A 19729-nucleotide genomic window follows, 5' to 3' on the forward strand; every position below is an offset into this window, starting at 1 on the left:
TGGCAATCAGGAAGTATGGCACGGGATGAAGTGGCAATAGGCGCGCCGCACCCGCCGCGCGAGCCCTGCGCCGAGGCGTTGCGCCCCTTCCTGCCGTGGTTGACCGGCACGCTCCTGCTGCTGGGCCCGAAGCCCGACGCGGGGAGCCGCGCGCGCTGGGCTTCCGACGCCACCCTCGTCACCACGGCGGATGGCGCCGACCTGCCGGCTTCCACCCTCTTCGATGGCGTCGTGCTGACGGGGCTGCTGTCGTGTCGCGACGACGGGGGCCGGGACGCGCTCGACGCGACGATCGCCTGGGCCCAGGAACGGCTGCGGCCCGGCGGGCGGCTGATCCTCGTCATCGACAACGCCCTCTCGCTCCACGGACTCGCTGCGGGCTCCGAGACAGCGGGGCAGCGCGGCTTCCCGAGCCTCGAGGGACGCCTCAGGTCGGACGGCCTCCGGCTGCCCACGCGGGCAGGCCTGAAACGGTCCCTGCAGGCCCGCGGCCTGGCCTATCAGGAATGGTGGTTCCCGTTCCCGGGGCGGGAGGAGCCCGTGAGCTTCATCGCCGAGCGGGGCCTCGCGCGGCCGGGCGGGTTCGATCCCGGACTGCTCGCGATCGGCGCGGCCGGGCCGGATCCGGCAGCCCGCGCGGGCGCGCTGTTCTCGCCGCGGCGCGCCTGGGCCACGGTGGCGGAGCAGGGGCTCATCGGCGATCTGGCGCCCGCCTTCGTGATCGCGGCATCGGCGGAGCCGCTGCCGCCGGACGACCGGCTGGCGATCCACGCGGGTTTGCGCCGCCGGCCGGAATTCGAGCGGCTGGTGACCTTCGCGGAGGCCGGGTCGCAGATCGCGGTGCTACGCGCGCGCGCGTATCCCGACCTTCCCGCCGCGGTTCGAGGCGTCACGAACCTGTTGCCGTCGGAGACCTACGTGTCGGGCTCCCTCTGGTCTGAAGTTCTCGAGGCGCGGCTGGCGCGGGAAGGCTGGTGCCCGGACGCCGTCGCCGCCTGGGCCGGAACATGGCTTCAAGCCGTCGCGCGCCGCTTCGCGGCGGGAGCGCCGCTCGAGACCCAGACGATCCTCCCGGGACCGGCCCTCGACGCCATCCCGAAGAATCTCGTCTCGGCCGCCGACGGCACGTTCATAGACCTGGAATGGGAGCTCGGGGTCCCGCTGGACGCTGGCCACCTCGCCGTGCGGGGCCTGGTCAACGCGCTGACCGATGCGCGAGACTGGCGTCCCGGCAGGCCGTCCACGCTGACCCTTCTGGACGCCCTGCGCGCCCTGCTGCCGCGGCTCGGGCTGGCTCTGGACGATGCGCAGCTCGCCGACCGGCTGGCCCGGGAAAGCCGTTTCCAGACGATCGTCAGCGACTGGGTGACGGAGCGCGGCCTGGACTGGGCGGCGGCGACGCGCCTGCCGGTCGGCGAAGAGACCCGGATCGACGCGGATCCGCGCGCGGCGCTCGCGGAGGCCTCCGCGGAGATCGCGCGGCTGCTCGAGGAGAACGCGGCCCTGCGCGCCGCGCGCGCCGCCGACGCCGCCGCGCACGAGGCCGCCGCGCGCGAGAGCGTCCGCCGCACCGACCGCGTGATCGCCTACGCGGCCGAGATGCACCGCGCGCGCGACCACCTCCAGGACACCCTCGACGCCCACCGCGCTTCGGCCGGCGACGGCAGCCGCCTGTCCCTTCGCCTCCTGCGTCTCATCAGAGGAACCCCGTGATGCGGCTGCTCGTCGCCTGTGACCACTTGGCGCTGACGGGCGGCCTGCTCCGGTTCGAGCGGGTCGGGCGGGTGCTCGCGCGTCGCGGTCACGCGTTCGCGTACCTGACTCTGGGCACCGGCGAGGACGGGTTCGAGACGCGGCTGCCCGTCCTGCACCGCGAGGACGCCGCGCGCGCGAGCTGGGACGCCGTCATGGTGCCCGGCGGCGGCTTCCCGGATGCCACGATCGAGGGCTTCGCGGACCTCCGGGCCCCGAACTTCGGCGCCCGGATCCAGCACCTCCTCAACGCGCCGGTGCGGCGCGACGCCTACGCGCGCGTCACGCGGACCCTCGCGCCCGACCTCGTCGTGGCGAACAACGACCACTGGGACGACGCCGCCCTCCAGGCCCTCGGCCTGCCGTGGCGGCGCCTCGTCGGTGCGGTCGATACCGGGCTGTTCGCGCCGCCCGTCTCGCCGCCCGCGCGCGGCGCGCGGCGCCGGCTCGGCGGCATCGCCAACAAGCGCCCCGCCGCGCAGCTCGCGGCGCTCGACAGGCTCGGTGACGCGTGGGCCCTGCACTGGTTCGGACGGCCGGACTGGGGGCTGGTGGGCGCGCGCGCCGATCTGGTGGCGTCGGGCCGCCTCGTCGTGCACGGGCCGCTGCCCGAGTCCGACCTGCCCGCGTGGTATCACGGGCTCGACGCGTTCTGCAGCGCGGAGGCGCATGCCGGCTGGTGCAACCCGGCCGCGGAAGCGATGGCCTGCGGCACGCCGCTCGTCGCGACCGTGCACGGCACGCTGGCTTTCGCCGAGGACGGCGTCACGGCCCTGGTGGTGCCGGACGGTCCGGACGCGGCGCTGGGCGCGGCCATCGCGGAGGCCGTGGACAGGATCGCGACCGATCCTGCCGGCGCCGCGTCCCGGGCCGAGGCGGGACGGGCGCGGATCCGGGCGCTCGACTGGGACACCTACGCGGACGGCCTGCTCGCCGTCGTCGCGGAGGCGATCGCGCTGCGGGCGGGCCGGACCGATGCGGCGCGCCCGTCCGGCCCGCCGCGCGAGACCGCGCTGCGCCTCGCCGACCTCGCGAGCCGGGACGGGCCCCTGCCGGAGGATTTCGACGCCCTCGGCTATATCCGGCTGCACGCCGACCTCGCGGCGCTGTTCGAGCACGCGTGGCAGGGGCAGCTGCACTACCTCGAGCACGGCCGGCGCGAGGGCCGCATCTACCCCTCGAACCTGACGCGGGCCCAGCAGAAGGCCGCCCAGGCCTCGCGGATCGCGCTCGCGGTCGACGGGCTCGACGGCTCCGGCAAGTCGAGTATCGCGCGGCACGTCGCCGAGGCGCTCGGCGCGACGGTGCTCAACCCGTTCAGCGGTCCGGTCGGCGCGATCCTGGTCCACCTCGCCCGGACGGGGCAGCACGTGCTGGCCGACGACCTGGCGCACGCGGCCGTGGCGGCGGCGATCGCCAACGCCCCGCCGGGACCGGTCGTGTTCGACCGGCACTGGTTCACCGCCTCGCAGCTCCTCTCGCCGGCCTTCCGTCCGGGCTGGGAGCCGCGCCCGTTCACCGTCATGTGCTGGGCCGACCGTCCCACCACCATCGCCCGCATGGTCGCGCGCGGCGTCCCGAACCCGTCGGAGCACATGACCGAAGCCCGGATCGCCGGCTATCGGACGCTCGCGGAGGAGCTGCGGGTGCCGCTCCTCGACACGTCCCGCATCGCGCCGGAGGAGGGGGCCGCGCAGGTGCTGGCGATGCTGGGCGAGAGCGGCGACACGGCGCGGCGCGCGTGATCGCCGCCTCGCGGCGCGGCCTGTATGGTCGCGTCTCGGAATCGGGTGGCCACACCGGCCATCGGCGTCGCGGGAGGGCGGGCGTTCGTGTTGAAACTCGCGCGCGGCGACCGTGGCCGGACCGTCCTGCTGCTCGGCATCAGCCTCCTCTTCGTCGCCGCCGGCCTCGGGATGATCGCCACCGGCGCGGATGGCGGCGTCACGACGACGGTGTTCTTCGGCGTGTGCGCGGCCGTCGCCGTGTGGCAGCTGCGGCCGGACCTGCTCGAATCCGAGAGCCGGTCGGCGGGGTCGCTGGCGGCGCAGTTCCCCGGCCCCGTGATCCTGCGCGCCTCGGTGCGGAAACTCCTGTTCCTGGCTCTGATGGCCGCCGGCTTCGGCGGCGTCACGCTCTGGATGGTGCTGCACGAGGCGCCCTCCACGGCGATGCAACTGCTGCTCTGGCCGGGCGTCGCGCTCTTCCTCGGAGGTGTCCCGTTCCTCATCCTGACGGCGATCCGCGGCTCGGCGCTGCACCTCGACGAGACGGGCTTCACCGTCGTGCAGCTGGGCCGCGCGCGGCGCGTCCGGTGGCGTGACGTGGGCGTGTTCGAGCCGGTCTCCATGCCCGGTTCGGGACAACGCCTCGTCACGTTCGACGACGCGAGCGCCGGCGCGACGCGCCTCGGGGCGATGAACCGGCATCTGATCGGGCGCAACGCGGGTCTGCCGGACAGCTATGGGCTGGATCCCGACGCGCTCGCCAGCCTGCTCACGGCCTGGCGCAAGCGGGCCCTGCAGCGGGAGGACGATGGCGTCTGAGGCGCTGCGGTGCCGTCGCGGCGGTGTTAGCGGCGCCCGGACGAGGGGCGGGGAGGTGGCTGTCGGACGGCGCTGCCTCAGCGCGTGACGATGCCGGGCTCCTGCCGACCGGGACGGGGCTGCACCACGAGGAGTCCCGCCGAGTAGATCAGCGAGACGAGGAGCGCGACCGTCAGCGCGAGCGCGGCACCGTAGGGCTGGATCATCAGGTGGAGTGTCAGCAGGGTCAGGCCGAAGCCGAACACCCCGCGGATCGCGACGCTCGCCAGCCGCGCCATCGCCGCCCCGCCGATGCGGCGATGGAGGATGACGAAGGCGCTCGTCATCGTGACCGGGAAGGCGGCGATGACCCCGGTCCTGGCCGGGCCCAGCGCCGTACTCAGCGCCAGGAGGGCCGCGACGAACAGCGCGACGGCGCTCGCCCGGATCAGCAGGTCCAGCGGGCGCGGCCGCGCGACGACGGCGCTCCGCACGAGGGTCGCGCGCACGACGTGCCGGGTCGAGAGCGCGCCGGCCCCGTAGACCAGGGCGTTCAGCAGGAAGGCCGTCGTCGGCGTCCACGTGAGTGCCGAGACCGGCAGGGCCGCCGCGAGCCACGCGAGGATCGCCGGCCCGAGGGTGGCGGTCATGTCCCGGCCGGCCGCCCGGTGGGCGTAGACGATCAGGAACAGGCCCGTCGCGGCGTTCGCCGCGAAGCCGTTCAGGGCCGCCCCGGCCACGAAGGCGGCGTCGTGCTCCATCGCCATGAACACGTAGGCCGGCCCCGCGGAGACCGGCAGGCTGACGACGAGCGCGCCCCAGACCGGTCCCAGCCACTCGGCCAGGACGGAGGCGAGCACCACCACGGTCCCTGAGGTCAGCGCCCGGATCAGGGCCGTCAGCCAAATCGCCGCCAAGGTCGTTTCCCGCGCGTCGCGCCGCCGACCCGGGCCGGCATCGGAGCCGCGCCCTCGCTATCATGGGCGGCCTGTCCGGGCCAAAGCACCCGGCTGGCGATTCCGCCCGTCTGAAACCGGTCGCGGCGACCCGCGAGCGGCGGTGCGCCCCCGGAACCGGGGCGGGCGACCTCAGCCGACGGCGCGCGCGGCTTCCCGGACCTGGCGGGTGGCCGCGTCGACCTGCTCGTTGGCCCGCGCGATCGCCGCCATGCCGCCCGCGATGGTCCCGACCCCGCGGGAGGCCGTGTGCATGCTGCCGGAGATCTCCTGGGTCACCGCCGACTGCTCCTCGACGGCGGCCGCGATCGCCGCCGAGATCTCGTCGAGCGCCCGGATCGTGCCCTGGATCGACCCGATCGCCGCCACGGCCTCGCGCGTGGTGGCCTGCGTCGTGGTGATCTGGTCGCGGATCTGGTCCGTGGCCCTGGCGGTCTGCTCGGCGAGCGCCTTCACCTCCGACGCCACGACCGCGAAGCCCTTGCCGGCGAGGCCCGCCCGGGCCGCCTCGATCGTGGCGTTGAGCGCGAGCAGGTTGGTCTGGGCCGCGATGCCCTGGATCATGGTCACGACGTCGCCGATCTGCGCCGCCTGCCCGCTCAGGCCCTCGACGATGGTGCTGGTGTGCCGGGCCTGCTCGACGGCCTCGCCGGCCATCCGCGCCGCGTGGCTGACCTGCTGGCTGATCTCCCCGACCGAGGCCGACAGTTCCTCGGCGCCCGAGGCCACGCTCTGGATGTCGCCGGACACCCGCCCGGCGAGTTCGACGGCCTCCGCGGTCCGTCGGCCGGTACCCTCGACCGCCGTGCCGATCGCGTCGAGGTCGGCGCCGATCGCCCGCTGCGCCGCGACGCGCCGGTGGCGCTCCTGGACCTGCGCGGTGATGTCGGCGGCGAACTTGACCACCTTCAGGACGCAACCGCTGGCGTCGAGGATCGGGTTGTAGGTCGCCTGGATCCAGACGTCACGGCCGCCCTTCGCGATGCGGCGGAACTCGCCGCCCGCGAACTCACCCCGGCCAAGGCCCTCCCAGAACGCGCGGTAGCCGGCACTCGACCGCTCGGCCGGGTCGACGAACAGGCCGTGGTGCTGGCCCCGGATCTCCTCCAGGCGATAGCCCATCGTCTCGAGGAAGTTGCCGTTGGCGTCCAGGATCGTGCCGGCCGGATCGAAGGCGATCACGGCCTGCGACCGGTGCAGCGCCGCGATCTGACCGGCGTAGTCGAGCATCAGCAGCTTCTGCGCCGTGATGTCCGAGGCGAACTTGACGACCTTCACGACGCGGCCCGCGCGGTCGAGCACGGGGTTGTAGCTCGCCTGCACCCAGACGTGGCGGCCGCCCTGGGCGATCCGCTTGAACTCGGCCACTTGGCAGGTGCCCTGCCGCAGGGCGTCCCAGAAGGCGTGATACGCCGGGCTGTCCCGGTGCGCCGCCTCCACGAACAGGGCGTGGCGCTGGCCCCGGATGTCGGGCAGGGCGTAGCCCATCATCGTCAGGAAGTTGGCGTTGGCCGTGATGATGGTGCCGTCCGGCTCGAACTCGATGACGGCCTGTGAGCGGTCGAGGGCATCGAATTTCGCCGCCAGACCTTCACGACCGCGCAGGGCGCCGAGCATGATCCCATCCCTTCTTGTCATTGCCGGGATCCCGAGTGCGAACACGCGGTTCTTCTTGAGATCTGCCGCTGATTTACTGTTACGGCATGACGGCCTCGCATAATGATTGCGCACAATCGTGAACGATGACTTAAATCTGAACGGCACAATAGTTCGAGATTGAGAAGGTCTGGGACAGGTCAAAACTACCAGAGGAGTACATTTTTTACGCAATCTTCGATCTCAGTGCCGGTGAACCATACAATCGAGGGTACGGATTTCGACGCCGAGATCCGGTGCCGTCATGCTCTCAGGTTGCACGGAAGTTCATATGCTGACGTAGAATAGGATTTCTGGTCTTCGCTGCCGGATCGGCGCACCGCGACGCGATGCGGCTGGATGCCACGCGCCGGCACGATTCGACCGACCTGCCGCCCGCGGTCGAAGGGACGCGGCCGGCTCCGTCAGATGTAGGTCGAAGCCAGCGCCGGCGAGCCCTCCAGGGCGTGGGCCAGCCTCTCCAGCCCGTGGGCGATCTGCTGCCGGGTCGAAGGGCCGCCGAGGCAGAGGCGGACGGCCTCGGGCGGCGTCCCCGCGACGCAGAAGGGGTCGCTGCCGACCACCCCGAGACCGGCCGCGCGGCCCTGGCTGGCGAAGGCCGAGCGCGTCCATCCCGCCGGCAGGGTGATCCAGACATGGAAGGCGTGCGGGTCCGCGACGTAGGCCTCGGCGGGCAGCAGCGCGGCCGCGAGGCTCTGGCGCGCGGCCGACTCGGCGCGGACGAAATCCACGATGGCGTCCGCCGTCCCGTCCGTGATCCAGCGTGTCGTCAGCGCGGTCGAGATCGGCGACGCCATCACGGTGGCGGCGCGCAGGGCGTCGCCGAGGGGCAGGGCGGCCCGCGCGTTCGGGGCGATCAGGAAGGCGAGGCGAAGGCCGGCGCCCAGGCACTTCGCGACGCCCGCCACGTAGTAGGTGATCTCGGGCGCCAGTTCGGCGAAGCTCGGCGGCGGTGCCGGGCAGATGCGCGCGTAGGCGTCGTCCTCGATGATGGTGACCGCGTAGCGGCGGGCCGTCGCGATGACGGCCTCGCGCCGGGCGCGGGACAGGGTCGCGGTGGTCGGGTTCTGCAGCAGGGGATTGAGGTAGAGCGCCTTCGGCGCCCCCCGCGTGCAGGCGGCCGCGAAGGCGTCGGGGTCGAGCCCGTGGCGGTCCATCGGCAGGCCGACGAGGCGCAGGCCCCGGTGCGCCGCGAGGGTCCGGATACCCGGATAGGTGATGCGCTCGGCGCAGATCGTGTCGCCCGCCTGCGCGACCTGTCCCAGGATGCTGGACAGGGCGCTGTGCGCGCCGGGGCAGATCAGCAGGCGCTCGCGCGCCGCCGCGATCCCGCGACCCGCGAGCCAGCGCAGCGCGGCCTCCTTGTCCGCCTCCGTCCCGCCGAAGCCCTGGTAGCGCAGGAGGTCGGCGAGATCGCCCGAGAGTTCCGCGAAGGACGACCGCATGCGGGCCCGCAGGCCGGGCAGGTCGGGTTCCGGGGGCAGGTTCATGGTGAAGTCGACCGGTCCCGGCCGCCGGGGAAGGGCCGGCCCAGCGGTGCGGGCGGCGTCCGCCGGGTCGACCACGAAGGTGCCCCGGCCGACCCGGCCCTCGATCAGGCCGCGCCTGTGAGCCTCGACGTAGCCGCGGGACACGGTCGTGAAGTTGAGGTCGAGCGTGGCGGCGAGCGCGCGCTGGGTCGGCAGGCGCGTGCCCGGAAGCAGGTGGCCGGTCCGGATGTCGTCCGCCAGCGCGTCCGCGATGGCCAGGTAATGGGGCTTGCCCCAGCGCCTGAGGTCCGGCGTCCAGATACCGGCCGCGTCGCCCCGGTCGACCGACCGTCCTCCCCGCCCGCCAGCCTTCATCCGTCCAGCACCCGCGACCTGAAAACCGATCAATGATCGATTGTATGGCTTGCAAGCGCCGTACCGGGCGCGTGACGGCCTATCACGGCGCGACCGATGCGTGCAATGCGTACAATATTCGTCGCCGAAGCGCGCGCCATCTGGCGACGACGTGCGCAAATCCTGATGATGAATTGTGCGTCGTCGAGTAGACCTGGGCGGATCGAATTCACTCTATTGATCGCATCATTGTATGCATCGCAGGGCGCGTTATTGAATGCATTCCTGACGGCTTCGATCTGGCACATGGCTTGCCATCCGACTGTCTGAACGTGCGCAGCACCCCCTGCCGCGGGTCAGACCATCGAGGAGCGTGAGCAATGCCTGCCGTGAACCGCGAGCCGCACAAGAAGGGCGACGTCCTGGTCGACTACGAGGAGAAGGTCTTCGAGGACGTGAAGGCCGAACCGGGCCAGAAGGCCCTCGTCACCTTCCACACCGTGGCGTTCGAAGGCTCGATCGGCCTCGTCAACCTGCTCCAGGCCACCCGCCTGCAGCGCAAGGGCTTCGAGACCTCGATCCTGCTCTACGGCCCGGGCATCACCCTCGGGGTCCAGCGCGGGTTCCCCCGGCTCGGCGACGAGGCGTTCCCGGGCCATCTCAACTTCAACAACCAGCTCGAGAAGTTCATGGCCGAGGGCGGCAAGGTCTACGCCTGCCGCTTCTCGACACAGGCCCTGTACGGACACAGCGAGGCGGCCTTCATCGAGGGTATTCGCATGATCAACCCCCTCGACGTGCTCGACTGCATCCTCCTGCACAAGCGCGACAACGCGGTGATCATCGACACCTGGACCGTCTGACGACCGCGCCAACGCCCCCGGCGGCCGCGCGCGACGCGCGCAGCCGCTGGCTCAGCCGGAGGACCACCCATGTCAGAGACCCGGATCGTGCGGGCTGCCGCGATCCAGATCGCGCCGGACCTCGACCGCCCGGACGGCACCCTGGAGCGCGTGCTCAACGCCGTCGACGAGGCCGCCGCCAAGGGCGCGCGCTTCATGGTCTTCCCCGAGACCTTCGTGCCCTACTATCCCTACTTCTCATTCGTTCTCCCGCCCGCGCTCCAGGGGCCCGAGCACCTGCGCCTCTACGAGCGTGCGGTCGCCGTGCCGGGTCCGGTGACGCAGGCGATCTCCGCGGCCGCACGGCGCCACGGGGCCGTGATCGTGGTCGGGGTCAACGAGCGCGATCACGGATCGCTCTACAACGCGCAGCTGATCTTCGACGCGGACGGCGCCCTGAAGCTCAAGCGCCGGAAGATCACACCGACCTACCACGAGCGCATGATCTGGGGGCAGGGCGACGGCGCCGGCCTCGCCGTGGTGGAGACGGCGGTCGGCCGCGTTGGGGCGCTCGCCTGCTGGGAGCACTACAACCCGCTCGCCCGCTACGCCCTGATGGCGCGCCACGAGGAGATCCACGCCGCGCAGTTCCCGGGCTCTCTCGTCGGCCAGATCTTCGCCGACCAGATGGAGGTGACGATCCGCCACCACGCCCTGGAAGCGGCCTGCTTCGTGGTCAACGCCACCGGCTGGCTCACCGACGCGCAGGTCGCGCAGGTCTGCCCGGACGAGCGCCTGCGCGGCGCCTGCCGCGGCGGGAACTGCACCGCCATCGTGTCGCCCGAGGGCAAGCACCTCGCCGATCCCCTGGGACCGGGCGAGGGCATCCTGATCGCCGACATGGATCTCGCGCTGGTGACCAAGCGCAAGCGGATGATGGACTCGGTCGGCCACTACGCGCGGCCGGAGCTCCTCAGCCTGCTCCACGACGACCGTCCGGCCGCCTTCGTGCAGCGGCCGGCCCGTTCGCAGACCGCCCCCCGGAGCCCCGACCATGAGCAGCAGCCCGCTTCCGACGCGCCGTCCCACGTCACCGCCGGCCCCGCCGGCCCCGATCGGGATGCCGACGGAGCGCCTGATCAACGCGTTGCAATCCTGCGGCGTTAGGCTCGCCGACAGCCGCGCCGGCGCGCCGAGCCGCCGCGGCGGCGCCGGCCCCTCGGACCACAAGGCGATGACCATCGCGGGCCGCACCGTGATGGTGCCGGTCCACACCGAGGCCGCCTTCGACTCGCCCTTCCTCGTGCGCCCGCCGGACGCGGACGGGATCGCGGTGATCGAGCACGCGGGCGTCGTGGTCGGCCACGTCACCTTCCCGGGCCGCCCGCGCTTCTACGCCCTCTCCACCTTCGACGGTGTGCCCTACGCGAAAATCGCCGTCCTGCACGGGCGCGACGTGCTGGCCACCACGGTGCTGCAAACCTGCATCCGCTACCAGAGCCGCGCGAAGACCTGCCAGTTCTGCTCGATCGGCCAGTCGCTGGCGGCCGGCCGCACGGTGGCCCGCAAGACACCCGAGCAGCTCGCCGAGGTCGCCCGCGCCGCCGTGCTGCTCGACGGCGTGAAGCACATGGTCATGACCACCGGCACGCCGAACGCCACCGACCGCGGCGCCGCGATCCTGTGCGAGAGCGCCTTCGCGGTGAAGGCGGCCGTCGACCTGCCGATCCAGGCCCAGTGCGAGCCGCCCGACGACGACCGCTGGTTCGAGCGGATGAAGGCCTCGGGCATCGACGCGCTGGGCATGCATCTGGAGGCCGTCACGCCCGAGGTGCGGGCGCGGATCATGCCCGGCAAGGCGGGCGTGCCGCTGGAGCGGTACTACGACGCCTTCGCGGCCGCTGTCCCGGTCTTCGGGCGCGGCCAGGTCTCCACCTACATCCTCGCCGGCCTCGGCGACGCGCCGGAAGCGATCCTCGCGATGGCCGACCGGCTGATCGGGATGGGCGTCTACCCGTTCGTGGTGCCCTTCGTGCCGATCTCCGGCACGCCGCTGGAGAGCCATCCGGCCCCCGGGCCCGACTTCATGCACGCCGTCCTGAAGCCGCTCGCGGAGATGCTGGGGCGGGCGAACCTGCGCTCCACCGACATCAAGGCCGGCTGCGGCCGGTGCGGTGCCTGCTCGGCGCTCTCCACCTACGAGCGCGCCGGGGAGGCGGCCTGATGTTCGACCCCGTTCCGCCGTACCGGCCCAGCCACTTCCGGGTGAAGTTCGCGGTCGCGCCGTCGGAGCGGCGCGCCTGCGCCGCCCTGCGGCGGCAGGTCTTCTGCGCGGAGCAGGGGATCTTCGCCGAGGACGACCGCGACGCGATCGACGCGCACGCCGTCCCGATCTGCGCCCTCTCGACGCTCGGCGGCGACGCGGACGCCGTCGTCGGCACCGTGCGGATCCACGAAGACGGCGCGCGCCCGGGAACGTGGTGGGGCTCGCGCCTCGCCGTCGCCAAGCCTTACCGCAGCGCCGCCGCCCTCGGCACCGGCCTCATCCGGGTCGCGGTGTCCTCGGCCCACGCGCGGGGCTGCACCCGCTTCCTCGCGCATGTCCAAGAGGGCAACGTCGCGCTGTTCGAGGCCCTGCACTGGGAGAGCCTCGACGCGCTGGACCTGCACGGGCGGCCCCACCGCCTGATGGAGGCGGACCTCGCGGCCTACCCCCCGATGCACGATCCCGAGCACGGCCTCCTCACCTTCCGCAGGGCCGCGTGACCGCCGGGATCGACGTCCGGGCGCTGGCCCGCCAGATCCGCGAGGCCCGCGGGGTCGGCCACAAGCGCGACATTGACGCCGTGGTGCGGCGGCTCCGGCTCGGGAGCCGGCACGCGGCCGTGCCGGTCGGTGACGATTGCGCGGCGATCCCTGACGGCGACGGGCACCTGCTGCTGGCCATCGAGGGCTTCCTCGACAGCTTCGTGGCCGACGATCCGTACTTCGCGGGCTATTGCGGGATCATGGTCAACCTGAGCGACGTCGCCGCCATGGGCGGGCGCCCGCTCGCCGTCGTCGATGCCCTCTGGGCTCGGGAGGCCGGGGCCGCCGACCCGATCCTGGCCGGCCTGTCCGACGCCGCCGCGCTCTACGGCGTCCCGGTGGTCGGCGGCCACACCAACACCCGCGCGGCCGCCGGCAACCTCGCGGTCGCGGTGCTCGGCCGGGCGGGACCGCGCCTGCTGACGAGCTTCGACGCCGCGCCCGGCGACGACCTCGTCGCCGCCATCGACCTGCGCGGGCGCTTCCGCGACCCGCACCCCTACTGGGACGCCTCCACCGGCGCGCCGGGCGCGCGGCTGCGCGGCGACCTCGCCCTGCTGCCGGGCCTCGCCGAGGACGGCCTGGCCGGCGCCGCCAAGGACATCAGCATGGCGGGCATCGTCGGCACGGCGCTGATGCTGCTCGAATGCTCCGCCGTCGGCGGCGTCATCGACCTCGACGCGATCCCGCGGCCCGACCACGTCCCGCTCGCGCGCTGGCTGACGGCGTTCCCGAGCTTCGGCTACCTCGTGAGCGTCCGCCCCGACCGCACGGCGGCCGTCACCGCGCGCTTCGCCGAGCGCGGCATCGCGGCGGCCCGGATCGGGGGCCTCGACGCCGGCCGGGCCGTCCGGGTGCGGGACGCCTCGGGCACCGAGGCCGTCGTGTGGGACTTCGCCGCCGGCCCGCTGATCGGCTGCGGCAGGGACGGCCCGGGGGCGACGCCGTGAAGGCGCTGCGCGTCGCCCTCCTGACCCACTCCACCAACCCGCGGGGCGGGGTCGCCCACTGCCTCGCCCTCGCCGAGGCGCTGTGCGAACTCGGTCACGCGGCGGTGGTCCACGCGCCCGACCCGTCCGGCCGCGGGTTCTTCCGGGACGCGTCCTGCGCGACCGTGGCGGTCGCCGCCGAGCCGGTCGCGGGCGGGACGGTCGACCTCGTGCGGGCCCGCATCCACGACTACCTGCGCCACTTCGCGAGCCCGGCGGCCCGCGACTTCGACGTGTTCCACGCCCATGACGGCATCGGCGGCAACGCCCTCGCGACCCTGAAGCACCGGCGCCTGATCCCGGGCTTCGTCCGGACCGTCCACCACGTCGACAGCTTCGCCGACCCCGTGCTCGCGGGCTGGCAGGACCGCGCGATCCGCGAGGCCGGCCGGCTGCTCTGCGTCAGCCGCCTGTGGGCCGACTGGATCCGGGACGCGATCGGCGCCGAGGCCGGGATCGTCGGCAACGGGGTCGACCTGTCGGTCTATCGCCCCGCGGCCGCGGAGGGCGACGCGGCTCTGCGGGCGCGCTGGGGGCTCGGCGCGGGGCCGATCGTCCTCAGCGTCGGCGGCCTCGAGGAGCGCAAGAACAGCCTCGGCATCATCGCGGGGTTCGCGCGCCTGCGGACGCGCCACCCGCACGCCCAGCTCGTCGTCGCGGGCGGAGCCTCGCTCCTCGACCACGCCGGCTACCGCGAACGCTGCCGCGCGGCCCTCGTCGCCGCGGGTCTGGACGAGGGCCGCGGCGCGGCCGTCATCGTGACGGGGCCCGTCGCGCAGGCCGACATGCCGGCGCTCTACCGGGCCGCGGACCTGCTGGCCTTCCCGTCCTGGACCGAGGGGTTCGGCCTCTGCGTTCTGGAGGCCATGGCCTGCGGAACGCCGGCAATCGTCTCCGACCGACCGCCCTTCACCGAGTACCTGACGCCGGCCGACGCGCTGTTCGTCGATCCCGCCGACCCCGACAGCATCGCAGCCGCCATGGCGGCAGCGCTGGAACCGCGGACCCGCGCCCGCCTGCGGGCGACGGGGCTGGAGCGCGCGGCCGCCCATTCCTGGCGCGCCTGCGCGACGCGCCACCGCGACGCCTACGCCGCCTGCGCCCGCGGCGCGTCAGCCTTCACGGAGTTGCAGCCATGACGACAACGACCCGTCACGTCCCCGTCGCCGTCGTCGGCGGCGGCCAGGCCGGCCTCTCGGTCAGCTACCACCTGAAGCAGCGCGGCATCGCGCACCTCGTCTTCGAGAAGCACACGGCCGCGCACACCTGGGCAACGCAGCGCTGGGACACGTTCTGCCTCGTCACCCCGAACTGGCAGTGCGACCTGCCGGGCCACCCCTACGACGGGCCGGACCCGGACGGGTTCATGAGGAAGGACGAGATCGTCGCCTACCTGAAGGCCTTCGTCGCCAAGGTGCGGCCGCCGCTCCGCGAGGGCGTGGCGGTCACGCGCGTGGCGCGGCGCGACGACGGCGTGTTCGCGGTCCGGACCTCGGAGGGCGACTACACCGCCGACGAGATCGTGGTGGCCTCCGGCGGCTACCACACGCCGATCGTCCCGCGCATGGCCGAGAAGCTGCCGCCCGCGATCACCCAGATCCACTCGAATCAGTACCGGAACCCGGCGCAGCTGCCCGACGGCGCGGTCCTGGTCGTCGGCTCGGGGCAGTCCGGCGCGCAGATCGCCGAGGACCTGCATCTCGCCGGACGGCAGGTACATCTCGCCGTGGGCGACGCACCCCGCTGCGCCCGCTTCTACCGCGGCCGCGACGTCGTCGCGTGGCTCGCCGACATGGGCTACTACGAGAAGACCGTCGACGATCACCCGCTGCGCGACGGCGTCCGGGACAACACCAACCACTACGTGACCGGCCGCGACGGCGGCCGGGACGTCGACCTGCGCCGCTTCGCCCTGGAGGGCATGGCGCTCTACGGCGTCCTCGAGGACTACGCCGGGGGCGCCCTCCGCTTCCGCGACAACCTCCGGCCCGCGCTCGACCAGGCCGACCGGACCTACAACGGCATCAACGCGGCCATCGACGCCCATATCGACGCGGCCGGCATCGCGGCGCCGGTCCAGGCGCCCTACGCGCCGGTCTGGGAGCCGGGCGAGCCGGTCACCGCGCTCCCCCTCGAGGGGTCCGGCATCGCCAGCGTGGTCTGGTGCATCGGCTTCGCGCCGGATTTCCGGTGGCTCGACGCGTCCGTGTTCAACGGCGCCGGCCAGCCGAAGCACAGGCGCGGCGTCACGGCCGAGGCGGGCATCTCCTTCATCGGCCTGCCCTGGCTGAACACCTGGGGCTCGGGCCGCTTCGGCGCGGTCGGCCGCGACGCCGAGTACATCGTGCAGGTGATCGAGGCGCGTCTCGGCGCCGGTGCGGTCGGCCTGAAGCGGGCGGTGTGAGCCGGATCATCATCCGGTCGAACCCGGGCGAAACCTCCCCTCAGTCATCCCGACATTCGGACCGCTCACGCCGGGTATCCGCGGCCGAAGTGCCGATCCCCTCCAGTGTTCCGGAGCGAACGCTGGTCCAGGATCGACTTGTTCGCCTGTATCGCATCGGTTAGCCACGCCCCGTTGCGGCGCCTGAGTCGCGTCAGATCCAGGGATCATCCATGCGAGCACGTACCGTCGGTATCGGGATTGCGGCGATTCTGTCCGCGATGACCAGTGTGGCCTCCGCCGAGACGTTGCCGGCACGCAAGGCCGGCCTGTGGGAGAGCAAGACCACGTCGCCCGACGGCAACACGACCGCGCGTCAATGCATCGACGAGAAGACCGATCAGATCGCGCAGGCCGCGTTCGGGGGCGGCCAGAACTGCGCGAAGCGCACCATCATCAAGACGAGCACCGGCTACAAGGGCGAGACCGAGTGCAAGCTCGGCCCGATCTCGGCCGCGGGCACGACCGAGATCAGCGGCGACTTCAACAGCAAGATCCACATGGAGGTGGATACGACGCTGACCGGCATGCCGAACGCCAAGGAGCCCGTGCGACGCCAGATGGTGATCGACGCCACCTACATCGGTCCCTGCGCGGCCGGACAGAGCCCGGGCGACATCATCCTGCCCGACGGCAGGATCGTGAAGATGCCCCAACCGGCGGCCCGATAGGCACACCGGCAGGCGCCTCGAGCGCGGGCGAGCCCGTCGGGTGCCGCCCCGCGTCCGCGCGGGCGCCGTCGCGGAGATCCAAGCCGCGTAACCGGCATCCCTCCGTGAGACGGCGAGCGACAGCTCGCGAGTCAGGGGAAGGTCTGATTAGCGGATATTAAATACATTTCGCTAATCGTGCGCCGTGCAGCCGCCGAATTGTTCTATTCGGCTCCGTCGAGGCCGCCGTGTCGCTACAGAGTGTCTCCATTCGTACAAAGCTGGTCGTGGCCTTCTCGGTCCTGACCGTTTTCGTGATCGGGCTCGGCGTGCTCGGGCTCGTGAGTACGCGCAAATTGCGCGAGCAGGCGGTCGAGATCGATACGAACTGGCTGCCGAGCATCCGGGCGCTGGGCGAGATCGACACGCTGACCGCCCGCAGCAGCGGCCTTCTCCTGCGGCACACGCAGGCGACCGATCCGGCGCTGCTCGCCAGCATTGAGAAGGATATGGACAGCTTCGACCGGAAGCTGGCCGACCGGGTCGCGGTCTACAAGGGCCTGCTCAGCTCGCCCGAAGAGCGGTCGCTTTTCGACGCGTTCAACCAGGAATCTCAGACCTTCAAGGCGGTGCGCAACGACGTCGTCGATCTGTCGCGGGCCGGGAAGAAGACCGAGGCCTATCAGCTCTACGAGACGAAGGGCCTCATCCCGCGCCGCGCCGCCTCCAAGGCTCTCGAGAAGCTGATCGCCATCAACAACGCCGGCGCCGATGCCGCGCAGGCCCAGGGCACCGCCGTCTTCAACGAGACCTGGACGGTGAGCCTCGTCGCGATCGCTCTCGCCGTGGCGGTCTCCGCTCTGTCGGGCGTGATCATCGTCCTCGGCGTCACCCGCGGCATCGCCGCGGTGGTGCGGCCGATGCAGGCGCTGATCGCCGGCGACCTGTCGGCCGAGATCCCGCATCAGGGCGAGAAGACCGAGATCGGCATCATCGCGTCGGCCGTCGCGGTGTTCAAGCAGGGCCTTATCCAGATGAAGGCGCTGGAGGCCGAGACCGCGCAGGCGCGCCTCGCCGCCGAGGAGCAGCGCCGGATCGGCATGCGCCAGATGGCCGACAGCTTCGAGGCGGCGGTCGGCGGCATCGTCGGGCAGGTCTCGGCCTCCGCGACCGAGCTGCAGGCCACCGCCGGCTCCATGTCGGCCATGGCAGGCCAGACCTCGGCGCAGTCGGGGGCGGTCGCGGCCGCCGCCGAGGAGGCTGCCTCGAACGTCAGCACCGTCGCGGCCGCCGCCGAGGAACTCGGCGCCTCCGTCCAGGAGATCGGGCGCCAGGTCCAGGGTTCGGCCGAGCTGGCCCGCTCCGCCGCCGGCGAGGCGGACGAGACCGGCGCCCTCGTCCAGGAACTCAGCGGCGCCGTCGCCAAGATCGGCGACGTGGTGGGCCTGATCTCCTCGATCGCCGGTCAGACCAACCTCCTGGCGCTGAACGCCACGATCGAGGCCGCCCGCGCGGGCGCGGCGGGCCGCGGCTTCGCGGTCGTCGCCTCCGAGGTGAAGGCGCTGGCGGAACAGACCGCCCGCGCGACCGGGGAGATCTCCAGTCAGATCGGCCGGATCCAGGGCGTGACCGGTCAGGCGGTCTCCGCCATCGGGACGATCACCGGGCGCATCCGCGAGATCAACAGCGTCGCCACCTCGATCGCGGCCGCCGTCGAGGAGCAGGGCGCGGCGACGCAGGAGATCGTCCGCAACGTCACCCAGGCCGCGCAGGGCACCGGCGAGGTGACCAGCAACATCGCCGGCGTGGCCGGCGCCGCGGAGGAGACCGGCGCGGCGGCGAGCCAGGTTCTCGGCGCGGCCTCGGAGCTGTCGCGCCAGTCCGAGCACCTGTCCGCCGAGGTCGGACGGTTCCTCGCGACCGTGCGCGCCGCCTGAAGCGCCGACTGAGGAGCCCGGCGATATAGGCCTCGCGGTCCAGTTCACTGCCGGGGTGTGCCGCAGCACCTCGGCGGGGAAAGCTTGAGCTTACATCAGGGTCACACCGCGAACACAGTCGCGGACCTGATGGAGACTTCGATGACCCTCGTTGCCCGCTTCGCCCTCGCCACGGCCGTCGCCGCCGCCACCGTCGCGGTTCTCGCCGGGACCTACGTCGAGATCCTGGATCGCGCCCTCCCGATGCACTTCGTCTGAGACGGCGGGTGCGAACCGGTTGAAGACCGCATCCCGGGTCGCCGCCGTCCGGCGGCGGCGACCCGGGATGCGGGAGGGAGGTGCCGATGACTCGAATCCTGACATCCGTCCTCGACGGCGCCGTGTGGGTCGCGGACGCGCTCGACGATATCCTCGTCGAGGCCGCTCTCGGCTTCGGCGCCGCCGTACCGCTGATCGCCGACCCGTCCGGCGATCCGCCGACCGGCGCAACCACCGGCCAATCCGAGACAAGTCCCTCGCCGATCCGGACTTGACCGCCCGGGATGCTCGGCCGTCACCGGTGCCGACCCCGGAGGTGTCGCGACGGTCCGGATGATCGGGTTCCCCGGTCGGACCGCAGAGACGTGTGGCCTCCGCCACAGAGGGAACGGACCAGCGCCACGAACAGCGGCGGCTCGGCGAGCGTCCCCGTCCGCACCTGCCCCGTTCGGGAACGGCTCTAGCGCTTCTGCGTGTTCGGCGCCGATTGGTCGGTCTGCGGCTCCATCTTGGTGGAGTCGGGTTTCGTCGGCGTGTTGTTCTGCGCCTGCTTGTCGTCGCAGGCGGCGAGGCCGAGCAGCAGAAGAGCGGCGAGTGCGATGCGGGTGCGTGCCGGCACGGATCCTCCCTGTAGCGTGTGAGGGCGCGGAGATCCTGTTTGGCGATATCGCCAAACAGGATCTCCGCGCCGCTCGCTGCGCGACGCGGTCCCGTCAGCGGCCGCCGGCCGGCGGCTTGGAGCCGGATCCGGCATCGTTCGGGCCGGTGCTGTTCGTCGTGCCGGAGCGGCTCATCGAGCCGGTCGACGGGCCGCTGCCGGCGGCGCCGGGTGTCGAGCCGGACCCCGCGTCGCTCGGGCCGGTGCTGTTGGACGTGCCCGACCGGCTGGTCGCGCTGCCGGCATTCTCGGCGGCCGTGGCGGGGATCGCGGCCGCGAGGAGGGCGGCGATGGCGAGACTCGTGACCTTCATGGCGGATCTCCCTCTCGGTCCGGCCATCGCGCTCGCGGAGCCGTGACCGGTCGTGCGGGCAACCCCATGCCACGGCCGCTGTTCCGACCGCGTCGCCGACCGGCCGGCACGGGTCCCGG

At 72.6% G+C, this 19729-nt stretch carries 19 protein-coding genes; 13 read left to right on the forward strand and 6 right to left on the reverse strand.

Translation table 11 applies throughout. From position 1 onward, the window contains the following. Positions 1-15: 15 nt before the first annotated feature. The 3 genes from ACLBYG_RS01870 to ACLBYG_RS01880 all read left to right on the forward strand — a co-directional run bounded on the left by ACLBYG_RS01870 (position 16) and on the right by ACLBYG_RS01880 (position 4298). Complete coding sequence (locus tag ACLBYG_RS01870; protein ID WP_447680414.1) at positions 16-1713, forward strand: hypothetical protein; 1698 nt, start codon at positions 16-18, stop codon at positions 1711-1713. Beyond that, positions 1713-3497, forward strand: coding sequence for a glycosyltransferase (locus ACLBYG_RS01875; RefSeq protein ID WP_447680415.1), 1785 nt, complete (start codon positions 1713-1715; stop codon positions 3495-3497). The genes ACLBYG_RS01870 and ACLBYG_RS01875 overlap by 1 nt, the downstream gene beginning before the upstream one ends. An 87-nt stretch (positions 3498-3584) precedes the next feature. Further along, positions 3585-4298, forward strand: coding sequence for a hypothetical protein (locus tag ACLBYG_RS01880; protein WP_447680416.1), 714 nt, complete (start codon positions 3585-3587; stop codon positions 4296-4298). Positions 4299-4375: 77 nt separating this feature from the next. Here the strand turns inward: ACLBYG_RS01880 and ACLBYG_RS01885 are convergent, their stop codons facing one another. From ACLBYG_RS01885 to ACLBYG_RS01900, 4 genes are all read right to left on the reverse strand, one after another. Continuing rightward, positions 4376-5194, reverse strand: coding sequence for a hypothetical protein (locus tag ACLBYG_RS01885; RefSeq protein ID WP_091978477.1), 819 nt, complete (start codon positions 5192-5194; stop codon positions 4376-4378). A gap of 171 nt (positions 5195-5365) precedes the next feature. Further along, entirely contained in the window at positions 5366-6850 is a 1485-nt protein-coding gene (locus tag ACLBYG_RS01890; protein ID WP_447680417.1) for a methyl-accepting chemotaxis protein, read from the reverse strand. A gap of 443 nt (positions 6851-7293) precedes the next feature. Beyond that, entirely contained in the window at positions 7294-8733 is a 1440-nt protein-coding gene (locus ACLBYG_RS01895) for an aminotransferase-like domain-containing protein (RefSeq protein WP_447680418.1), read from the reverse strand. 29 nt (positions 8734-8762) lie between these two features. After that, positions 8763-9020, reverse strand: a complete 258-nt coding sequence (locus tag ACLBYG_RS01900; RefSeq protein WP_447680419.1) for a hypothetical protein — start codon at positions 9018-9020, stop codon at positions 8763-8765. 72 nt (positions 9021-9092) lie between these two features. Here ACLBYG_RS01900 and ACLBYG_RS01905 point away from each other — a divergent pair, with 72 nt between their 5' ends. From ACLBYG_RS01905 to ACLBYG_RS01950, 10 genes are all read left to right on the forward strand, one after another. Next, positions 9093-9575: an MSMEG_0572/Sll0783 family nitrogen starvation response protein gene (locus tag ACLBYG_RS01905; RefSeq protein WP_020091615.1), complete on the forward strand. Its 483-nt coding sequence runs from the start codon at positions 9093-9095 to the stop codon at positions 9573-9575. Between the two features lie 69 nt (positions 9576-9644). After that, complete coding sequence (locus tag ACLBYG_RS01910; protein WP_447680420.1) at positions 9645-10721, forward strand: Nit6803 family nitrilase; 1077 nt, start codon at positions 9645-9647, stop codon at positions 10719-10721. Next, a complete protein-coding gene (locus ACLBYG_RS01915; RefSeq protein ID WP_091678853.1) occupies positions 10675-11778 on the forward strand; it encodes an MSMEG_0568 family radical SAM protein in 1104 nt (367 codons plus the stop codon). Before ACLBYG_RS01910 ends, ACLBYG_RS01915 begins: the two co-directional genes overlap by 47 nt. Then, positions 11778-12320, forward strand: coding sequence for an MSMEG_0567/Sll0786 family nitrogen starvation N-acetyltransferase (locus ACLBYG_RS01920; protein WP_447680421.1), 543 nt, complete (start codon positions 11778-11780; stop codon positions 12318-12320). Before ACLBYG_RS01915 ends, ACLBYG_RS01920 begins: the two co-directional genes overlap by 1 nt. Further along, positions 12317-13312 (forward strand): sll0787 family AIR synthase-like protein, encoded by a 996-nt coding sequence (locus tag ACLBYG_RS01925; RefSeq protein WP_447680422.1) that lies wholly within the window; start codon positions 12317-12319, stop codon positions 13310-13312. Before ACLBYG_RS01920 ends, ACLBYG_RS01925 begins: the two co-directional genes overlap by 4 nt. Beyond that, positions 13309-14490 carry an MSMEG_0565 family glycosyltransferase gene (locus ACLBYG_RS01930; protein WP_447680423.1) on the forward strand — a complete coding sequence of 394 codons (1182 nt, stop codon included), beginning with the start codon at positions 13309-13311 and terminating at the stop codon, positions 14488-14490. The genes ACLBYG_RS01925 and ACLBYG_RS01930 overlap by 4 nt, the downstream gene beginning before the upstream one ends. Further along, positions 14487-15755, forward strand: coding sequence for an MSMEG_0569 family flavin-dependent oxidoreductase (locus tag ACLBYG_RS01935; protein ID WP_447680424.1), 1269 nt, complete (start codon positions 14487-14489; stop codon positions 15753-15755). The genes ACLBYG_RS01930 and ACLBYG_RS01935 overlap by 4 nt, the downstream gene beginning before the upstream one ends. Before the next feature lie 260 nt (positions 15756-16015). Then, positions 16016-16465: a DUF3617 domain-containing protein gene (locus tag ACLBYG_RS01940; protein WP_447680425.1), complete on the forward strand. Its 450-nt coding sequence runs from the start codon at positions 16016-16018 to the stop codon at positions 16463-16465. 227 nt (positions 16466-16692) lie between these two features. Beyond that, positions 16693-18381 carry a methyl-accepting chemotaxis protein gene (locus ACLBYG_RS01945; protein ID WP_447680426.1) on the forward strand — a complete coding sequence of 563 codons (1689 nt, stop codon included), beginning with the start codon at positions 16693-16695 and terminating at the stop codon, positions 18379-18381. A gap of 344 nt (positions 18382-18725) precedes the next feature. Continuing rightward, on the forward strand, positions 18726-18914 hold the full coding sequence (locus tag ACLBYG_RS01950) for a hypothetical protein (protein WP_020091625.1): 189 nt from the start codon (positions 18726-18728) through the stop codon (positions 18912-18914). A gap of 185 nt (positions 18915-19099) precedes the next feature. Here the strand turns inward: ACLBYG_RS01950 and ACLBYG_RS01955 are convergent, their stop codons facing one another. Continuing rightward, positions 19100-19258, reverse strand: a complete 159-nt coding sequence (locus tag ACLBYG_RS01955) for a hypothetical protein (RefSeq protein WP_170855131.1) — start codon at positions 19256-19258, stop codon at positions 19100-19102. A 94-nt stretch (positions 19259-19352) separates the two neighbouring features. Next, entirely contained in the window at positions 19353-19610 is a 258-nt protein-coding gene (locus tag ACLBYG_RS01960; protein WP_447680427.1) for a hypothetical protein, read from the reverse strand. Positions 19611-19729 lie beyond the last annotated feature (119 nt).

Source organism: Methylobacterium sp. D53M (assembly GCF_053345625.1).